Origin of the sequence: Caballeronia ptereochthonis (genome assembly GCF_001545075.1) — a bacterium.
GTDB lineage: Bacteria > Pseudomonadota > Gammaproteobacteria > Burkholderiales > Burkholderiaceae > Caballeronia > Caballeronia ptereochthonis.
In genome coordinates, this window is record NZ_FCOB02000016.1 from 169427 (window position 1) to 176558 (window position 7132).

The window sequence follows — 7132 nt, forward strand, 5'->3', positions numbered from 1 at the left end:
CAGGCGATTGACGACCCTAAGCCGCCATTCTGCCTCATCTAACCAGAACGGCCGCTTCTGAGGGTACGACCGCCACTCGCGGGCAGAGTTAGTACCGACCGAGCACCCGCCATCTCGGTGCAGGCTCGTCGAAGGCGCTTCCCCGTCTGCAGGATGCTTCGGGGAACCGTTGGAATCGTCCACTGGCTCCAATCGAGGAGCTGCTCACCGACCGGGCCAGAAACTAGAACGTGTGTCGAACGCCGACCGCAAAGGTGTTGCCGGTGGGACGAGCGCTCAGCTTGTCGTAGGTGTAAATCGCGTAGATGTCTGTGCGCTTCGAGAGAAAGTGGTCATAGCCGAGAGACGCCGTATTGCGAAAGCCGTTGGTCGCAGGGGTCGGTCCCGACCGTTGCGTCCGCGCCCATTCGGCGAGCAGGAAATCGGCCGGTGTGAACGGGATGGAGAAACCCGCCTCGTACGTGTGGCTGCCTGTAGGCGTACTCACGTCACTTGTCATCGCCCACGCGCCATAAAGCGTCACGACCTTGAAGTCGTACGCTGCGCCCGCGAGGTAGGCGTACTGCGCGCCGACCGGCCCCGCTGCGGTGTACCGTACACGCTGGCCAGAGAGCACGGCCGTAAGCCCGTGACCTTGATAATTCAGGTGAACGCCGAGGTTACCGACGCCGGGCGACCCCGCAACGCCGCCGAGGCCATAGATCACCGTTGCGCCGAAACCTTTAAAGTCTGGCGTTGTGTACTTGGCGGTGTTGTTCCACACCGTATCGCCGATGATCGTGCCGCCGTAGTTGGTCACGAACGTCTGAAGGACGAGCGGCGAAAAGACCGTCGACGAACTGAACGGGTTGATGAGGGATTCGGCCGTATAGGTCGGATTTCTTTGGCGCCCGAACGTCAACTGACCGAAGTCGCCTTGAAAGCCCACGTACGCATTGCGTGAAAAGAACGGGTCTGTCGCATTGCGGCCCTGCGCGCCGTTTTGAGGCTGGAAGAAGCTCTCAAGAGCGAAGATGGCGCTAACGCCGCCCCCCAGATCTTCCTTGCCGCGGATTCCCCAGAACGAAGTGGTCAATCCGCCGCTGCCCATGAGTACCGTGGATTGCGGCGTGTCACTACGTTTGACACTGCCGACATAGGTGCCGACGATCCCATACAGTTGGACTTGGGAACCACTATCTGCGCGGGCGTTGACAGGGTTCAATGCGAGGCCGGAGCTTAGCATCGCTGCTACGCCAAGTGTGCCAGCAACGTTCCGCAATGAGGCGCGGGCCATGACCCGTTGTACCTTTTTCATTTCGGTTGTCTCCATTCATCTTGTTATATGCAGCTTCCACTGACATCCGATCAGGAGTACGAACGGACTGTCTGGGAGCGTTGTCGCTGTCTGCGAACCTGTCGCGCTGAAATTAAAGGTTGTGTTGCGAGCGAGGAGCCTCCTTCCCTTGGTTCAATGCCAGGAGAAGGAGCGACAAGGAATGCGAGCGGTTACGGGGAGATCTCTTCGAGCGCGCGATTGGTCGTCTCCACCATTCGCGAAGCCACGAAGAAGCCCACTGCGCTGACCACAGCGAACAGGATGAATACCGCAGCGATACCTTTCCCTGTTAATACGACGCCGACGATCGCGGGCGCGGCAGCAGAAGCGGCTCGCAGCCAGGACGTCGCGAGGCCCGTACCGATCGCGCGCATCCGGGTCGGATAGATTTCAGGGGTGTACAGGTACAGCAGTACAGTCGTGGTTGCCAGTACCGCGTAGGCCGACGATCCCAAGAACATCACGGACCACGCGCTGCCAGCGCCATGAATACCCAGTGCGGCGAGCAGAATGCCGCTGATGATGAAACAGGCCATTGCCCACCGCCGGCGCCCGACACGATCAATCAACAACGCGCAGGCAAGCACCCCACACGTGCTCAGGACGTTCGAGATGGACGCCATGTGAAGCGACTCTTGCAGCGGCAGATGGTAGACCGTCTTATAGAGGCTGGGCAGCCAGTTGTTGATGCCGTTCGCGACAAAGTAAGACGTCGCCCAGAGTAACCACACTATGATGGTGCGCCCACCGTAGAACGGCGAGAAGAGTTCCTTCCACGATCCCTTCTGCTTCGACTGCAGGCCGTTCAGGAGGCTCACCACGCGCTCGTCGACCTCGGCTTTCTGCGTCTGCGTGTCGAGGCTGCGCTTGGGCGTGCTGGCCTCCAGGCGCTCGATGATTTCTTCCGCCTTATCGAAGCGTCCCTTTGAGATAAGCCAGCGCGGCGATTCGGGGAGACGTGCAATCAGGAAGGCGACAATGATGCCCGGGATGCCACCCACGAGGAACATATACTCCCAACCGAACCGGGGGACGATGAACGCGCCCAACTGCGCGGCTGCAAGCAGACCCAGCGGGAAAATGAGTTCGTACAAAATAAAGAAACGTCCCCGGCCATGCGCTTGCGACAGCTCGTTGATATACGTGGCCGCGACGGGCACTTCTCCGCCCACGCCGATGCCTTGCAGAAAGCGCATCAAGAACAGCATGTGGAAGCTGCCGGTGAAGGCGCAGACGATGCTCATGGCTGACATCACACCCACCGTCACCGTCGCACTCGGTACGCGACCGATGCGCTCAGCAAGCCAGCCGAACACCAACGCACCTACTACCTGGCCGAGATAGCCGGCGGCGATCAGCACGCCAATCTGGCCGGGAGAAAGATGCCAGAGACCCACCAGAACCGGCAGGACGAAAGCAAGCGAAAGGGCGTCGAATGCGTCAAAAAGGGTCGCGCTGCCCATGACGATACGGGCTTTCGTGTGCCAGCGGCAGAACGGTACGTTCTCAATGCGGAACAGCAGATTCGCCGCACGCATTTGCTCGCTCGTGGTGCGGGTTGCGCTCTCGGATTGACCAACGCCGACGCTGTAGGCGGTCAAAGGGGTGTTCATGCTGTCTCCTGAAAAGCTGCATTTTATGGGCCCTCGGATTTCTTCTTGTTTTGAAGCGCCGGTCGCGTTTCTTTCTTGTTGTGTCGCGACGCTGGAGCCTGTTTGGTCGTTTCCCGATCCTGTTATGGGGCGACGCGCGAACCAAGTGTTCGTGCGTCGCCGTTACTGCTTAAAGCGGATAGCAAAGCGGGCGCAGCGCTTCGCTATCGTCATAACGGCTATGAATACGCCTCTTCCGCGTCAGTCGACGAGGCCTGCCGAGCGAAGTGCGTCGGCGATTTCAACGTCCGCGCCTTCCGCTAGCGGCAGCAGCGGCGAGCGCACGGTAGCGTGCTCGAGAATGCCGCGGGCTACGAGGCCGTGCTTGAGTGCCACGGTGCCTTCCATGTGCGAGCCACGGTGGTACACGTTGCGCGTGACGGGCAGCAGACGATCGTGGATCGCGCGCGCGGCCTGGTAGTCTTTCGCCTTGCCTGCTTTGATCAGCTCGATGAGCGGCTCGGGAGCCAGGCCGCCGTAACCGACGAGTGCCCCGTCAACGTCGAACATCGTGTGCAGCAGATATTCGTCGTGGCAGGTCAGGATTTGCAGTTCCGGACGCTCGCGACGGATGATGGGGATTTCAACGTCCCAGCGACGCATATTGCGCACGCCGTTTTTCATTGCAAACACGCCCGGTTGTGCGGCGATTTCCAACTGCGTTTCGAGGTTGTAGGTCGCCTTGGTGGCATCCGGGTACTGGAACAGGATCAGCGGCAGGCCGCTGCCTTCGTAGATGGCGCGATAGCGGTCTTGCGGTGCGCCCTTCTGGTAGCCGAAACGCAGCCAGCCGTGCGACGGATACACGAGACCCGCCGACGCGCCGGCTTCCACGGCCCGCTTCGCTTCGTCGACGGCGACCTGCGTACCTTCGAGCGTGATACCGGCGATGACCGGAATCTTGCCGTCGACGGACTTCACGAAGCTTTCGATGACTTGAGCCTGTTCTTTCTGCGTCATGAACGTGCCTTCGCCAGCGTGGCCGAGCACCGTCAGACCTTTAACGCCTTCGATGCTGCCGAGCCAAGAACCGAGTCTTTGAATTGCTGCATGGTCCACCGCGCCATCGCGGGTGAAGGGGGTAACGGGTGCCGGGACCAAACCGCGCAGATCGATCGCTTTCATGACGTCTCCAAATGTGAGCTTTTCGGCTCCTCTTTCCGCAGAGGAGAGCCCGCTGCTCGTTTCGCTTCAGGCTGAGGAACAACGGTGCATGCGTTGCAGTGTAGGGATGGAGGACCCATGCGAGAACTGCCTAGTCACACATTTCAGCTATACTGATTTGACATATCTGACTGGAGGCCGGAAGGTGGACTACGCGGCTTGGAAGCTATTTATCGACGCGGCAGAACTCGGTAGCTTGAGCAAGGCGGCCGTGGCGTACGGAACCAGCCAGCCGCATATCAGTCGCCAGATTGTTGAACTGGAGCAGTACTGCGGCGGCCGCTTGTTTCAGCGGACGGGGCGCGGCGTGATACTGACGGAACTGGGGGCGCGGATCGCCCCGCGCGTCAGGACGTGGCTGGCGAGCACGGAACAGTTGTCCAACGACATCCGCAGTACTGCGGGAGAACCGATTGGCGTAGTCAGGCTCGGGATCTTGCCTTCCACCGCTCATCCGCTGGTCAGCACGCTCTACCATCGCCTTCGAGAACGTTATCCTTTGGTGCAGTTACAAGTGCGCGAGGGTCAGGGGGCTTTGTTGGATACGTGGTTGGAAAACGGCAGTGTTGACCTCGCCATCCTTTTTAGAAATAACCCGACGCCGAAAGACGGTGACGAGTATTTGGTTGAGGCAGCGACCTACCTGGTCGGCGCGGAAGGCGATTCTCTGACCCAACACCCCACGATTGCTTTCTCGAAGCTTAACGGGATTCCCTTGGTTTTCTTCTGCCGCCCTAATAGCTGGCGCGACCGACTCGAACAAATTGCCGGTGAACACCAGGTCTCCCTGAATTTCGCGGCAGAAGCCGACTCGTTGGGTCTGCAGGGGCACATCGTGGCCGATGGCGGCATCTACGGGTTGCTCGGACCTTACGCGATTGCCAACCTTGAAAAGGAATGCCGGTTGCAGGCGTCAATGGTGGTTGAGCCGTCCGTGCCGCGCTTCATTGCGCTGGCCATGTCGCCTCACGGCGAACTGACGCTGGCGTGCCGCACGGTGAAGCAGCTCACCAAGGAGATCGCGCGGTCGCGCACCCTCTCCTCAGATCTTCAACTGGGCGTGTCTGCTGCCTTTCTGCGGTCCATCTAAGGGCTGTCGGCGCGCAGCATTGTGCTTTGCGCAATGTAGTATTGTCCGAATAAGGGAAAATACCTAGCTTATGGCGCATATACTTTGAGGCTTCTAGCAGTACTTCAGATGACCCGACGCCAAAAAGTAGGTATGTGATGAAACGAATTTTCGTGATGGTTGCCGTCGCTCTGCTCGCCTCTGCTCCAATTACTTCGTTCGCTCAAACCGATGCGCCACTTACGCGCGCACAAGTACGCGCCGAACTCGCCAATCTCGAACAAGCCGGCTACAACCCGCTGGCTGTTGATGTGGACTACCCGGTCAATCTGCAAAAGGCTGAAGCGCGATTGCAGGCTGAGCAAACGTCATCGCAGCGCCAGGCCGCGATTCAATCCGGCACACGGCAACACTAACGTTGACCGTTCGCTGGCCCAAGCGCTGGGCCGGCCGCGTCGTGTCGGTCCGCCGAATCCTGCCTGCGCCAGAAACAGGATCCCTCGCACGGGTTGCGAACCACAGCTTGAGCGACGCCTCCCGGAGGCGAACTGCCGTTCGAACGTCAAGGTGCCGATAACCGCGAGCGTCCCTTCCGGCCGGCCGCCGCCCAGCGCGGCCGGCCGAACCCGACCCTAAACCGCCCTTCGATCCGTACCCCATTTGCGACCGCTTTACGAGGGCCAGAAGCCATCGCTTCAATGGCCAGACAGGAGAGCGATGCGCAAAGCGACAATCAGCAAGCCCGCCACCCACGAGAGTCATGCAGACGCATGGATGGGGCAGCAAGCTCGCCTGGAACGCTTGTGCCCGTGTGGTATTTAGATCACCGCGCGAGTCTCAAATCAGAACTATTGGCGAAGGCGAGCATCGCGACCTTCTCGATCATTGAAGCGATGCATCGCGAATAAAAAACGCGAGAGCCTTCATTGTTCTGCGTTCCACTAGTGTGGTGAGTTACAAATTCATTGAATTATTTTCACCGGGTACTAGAGTGCTATGTGTGGCACTCGTAGTAGGAGACGGCGATGAGCGGACGGCCCAAACGAGAACTCGCGCTGAACGGATCGGAATTCGAGCAACTGAAGGCGCTCACGATGCGGCGCAAGACAGCGCAGGCGTTAGCGTTGCGAGCGCGCATCGTGCTGGCCTGTGCCGAAGGGATGGACAACAAGACGGTCGCGGCGAAACTGCAGCTTACACAGCAAACTGTCTCTAAATGGCGCGCGCGATTTGTCGCAGACCGTGTGGACGGACTGCTTGACGCGCCACGCCCCGGTGCACCCAGGGCAATCGACGACACACATGTCGATGCTGTTATTGCGAAGACGCTTGAGTCCGTGCCTGCCGGGGCGACGCACTGGAGCACGCGAACGATGGCCCGAGAGATGAAGCTCTCGCAGACGGCAGTGTCGCGGATCTGGCGTGCCTTCGGACTGCAACCGCATCGGCAGGAAACGTTCAAGCTCTCTAGCGATCCGTTATTCGTCGACAAGGTGCGCGATATTGTCGGCCTGTACCTGGATCCGCCGCTCAAGGCGATGGTGCTGTGCGTTGACGAGAAGAGCCAAATACAGGCATTGGACCGCACGCAGCCCATATTGCCGTTGGCCCCAGGCGTTCCCGAGCGACGCACTCACGACTACATGCGTCACGGTACGACCACGCTCTTTGCTGCGCTGGACATTGTCACTGGCGAAGTGATCGGCGAGGTGCACCGGCGTCATCGCAGCAACGAATTCCTGCGTTTCCTGCGCACCATCGAAGCCAGCGTGCCGCCCCACCTGGATGTGCATCTGGTGATGGACAATTACGGCACACATAAGACTCCCTCGATCAAGGCGTGGTTCGCTCGTCATCCCCGCTTCCAGGTTCACTTCACACCCACTTCGGCGTCATGGCTCAATCAGGTCGAACGCTGGTTCGCCACGC

6 protein-coding genes are annotated in these 7132 nt (G+C 59.8%); 3 read left to right on the plus strand and 3 right to left on the minus strand.

What is annotated here, in order from left to right; all coding sequences use genetic code 11:
• Window positions 1–223: 223 nt before the first annotated feature.
• From AWB83_RS18485 to AWB83_RS18495, 3 genes are all read right to left on the minus strand, one after another.
• Window positions 224–1297 (minus strand): porin, encoded by a 1074-nt coding sequence (locus tag AWB83_RS18485; protein WP_087047079.1) that lies wholly within the window; start codon window positions 1295–1297, stop codon window positions 224–226.
• Window positions 1298–1488: 191 nt separating this feature from the next.
• Window positions 1489–2931 carry an MFS transporter gene (locus AWB83_RS18490; RefSeq protein ID WP_087047059.1) on the minus strand — a complete coding sequence of 481 codons (1443 nt, stop codon included), beginning with the start codon at window positions 2929–2931 and terminating at the stop codon, window positions 1489–1491.
• A 240-nt stretch (window positions 2932–3171) separates the two neighbouring features.
• Window positions 3172–4095 (minus strand): dihydrodipicolinate synthase family protein, encoded by a 924-nt coding sequence (locus AWB83_RS18495; protein WP_062611768.1) that lies wholly within the window; start codon window positions 4093–4095, stop codon window positions 3172–3174.
• A gap of 184 nt (window positions 4096–4279) precedes the next feature.
• On the opposite strand from AWB83_RS18495, the gene AWB83_RS18500 reads away from it, so the two are divergent.
• The 3 genes from AWB83_RS18500 to AWB83_RS18510 form a co-directional block, all read left to right on the plus strand.
• Window positions 4280–5224: a LysR family transcriptional regulator gene (locus AWB83_RS18500; RefSeq protein ID WP_087047080.1), complete on the plus strand. Its 945-nt coding sequence runs from the start codon at window positions 4280–4282 to the stop codon at window positions 5222–5224.
• A 137-nt stretch (window positions 5225–5361) separates the two neighbouring features.
• Complete coding sequence (locus AWB83_RS18505; RefSeq protein ID WP_087047060.1) at window positions 5362–5619, plus strand: DUF4148 domain-containing protein; 258 nt, start codon at window positions 5362–5364, stop codon at window positions 5617–5619.
• A gap of 609 nt (window positions 5620–6228) precedes the next feature.
• Window positions 6229–7132, plus strand: a 904-nt coding sequence (locus AWB83_RS18510; RefSeq protein ID WP_087047061.1) for an IS630 family transposase, incomplete at its 3' end; no start/stop codon positions are given.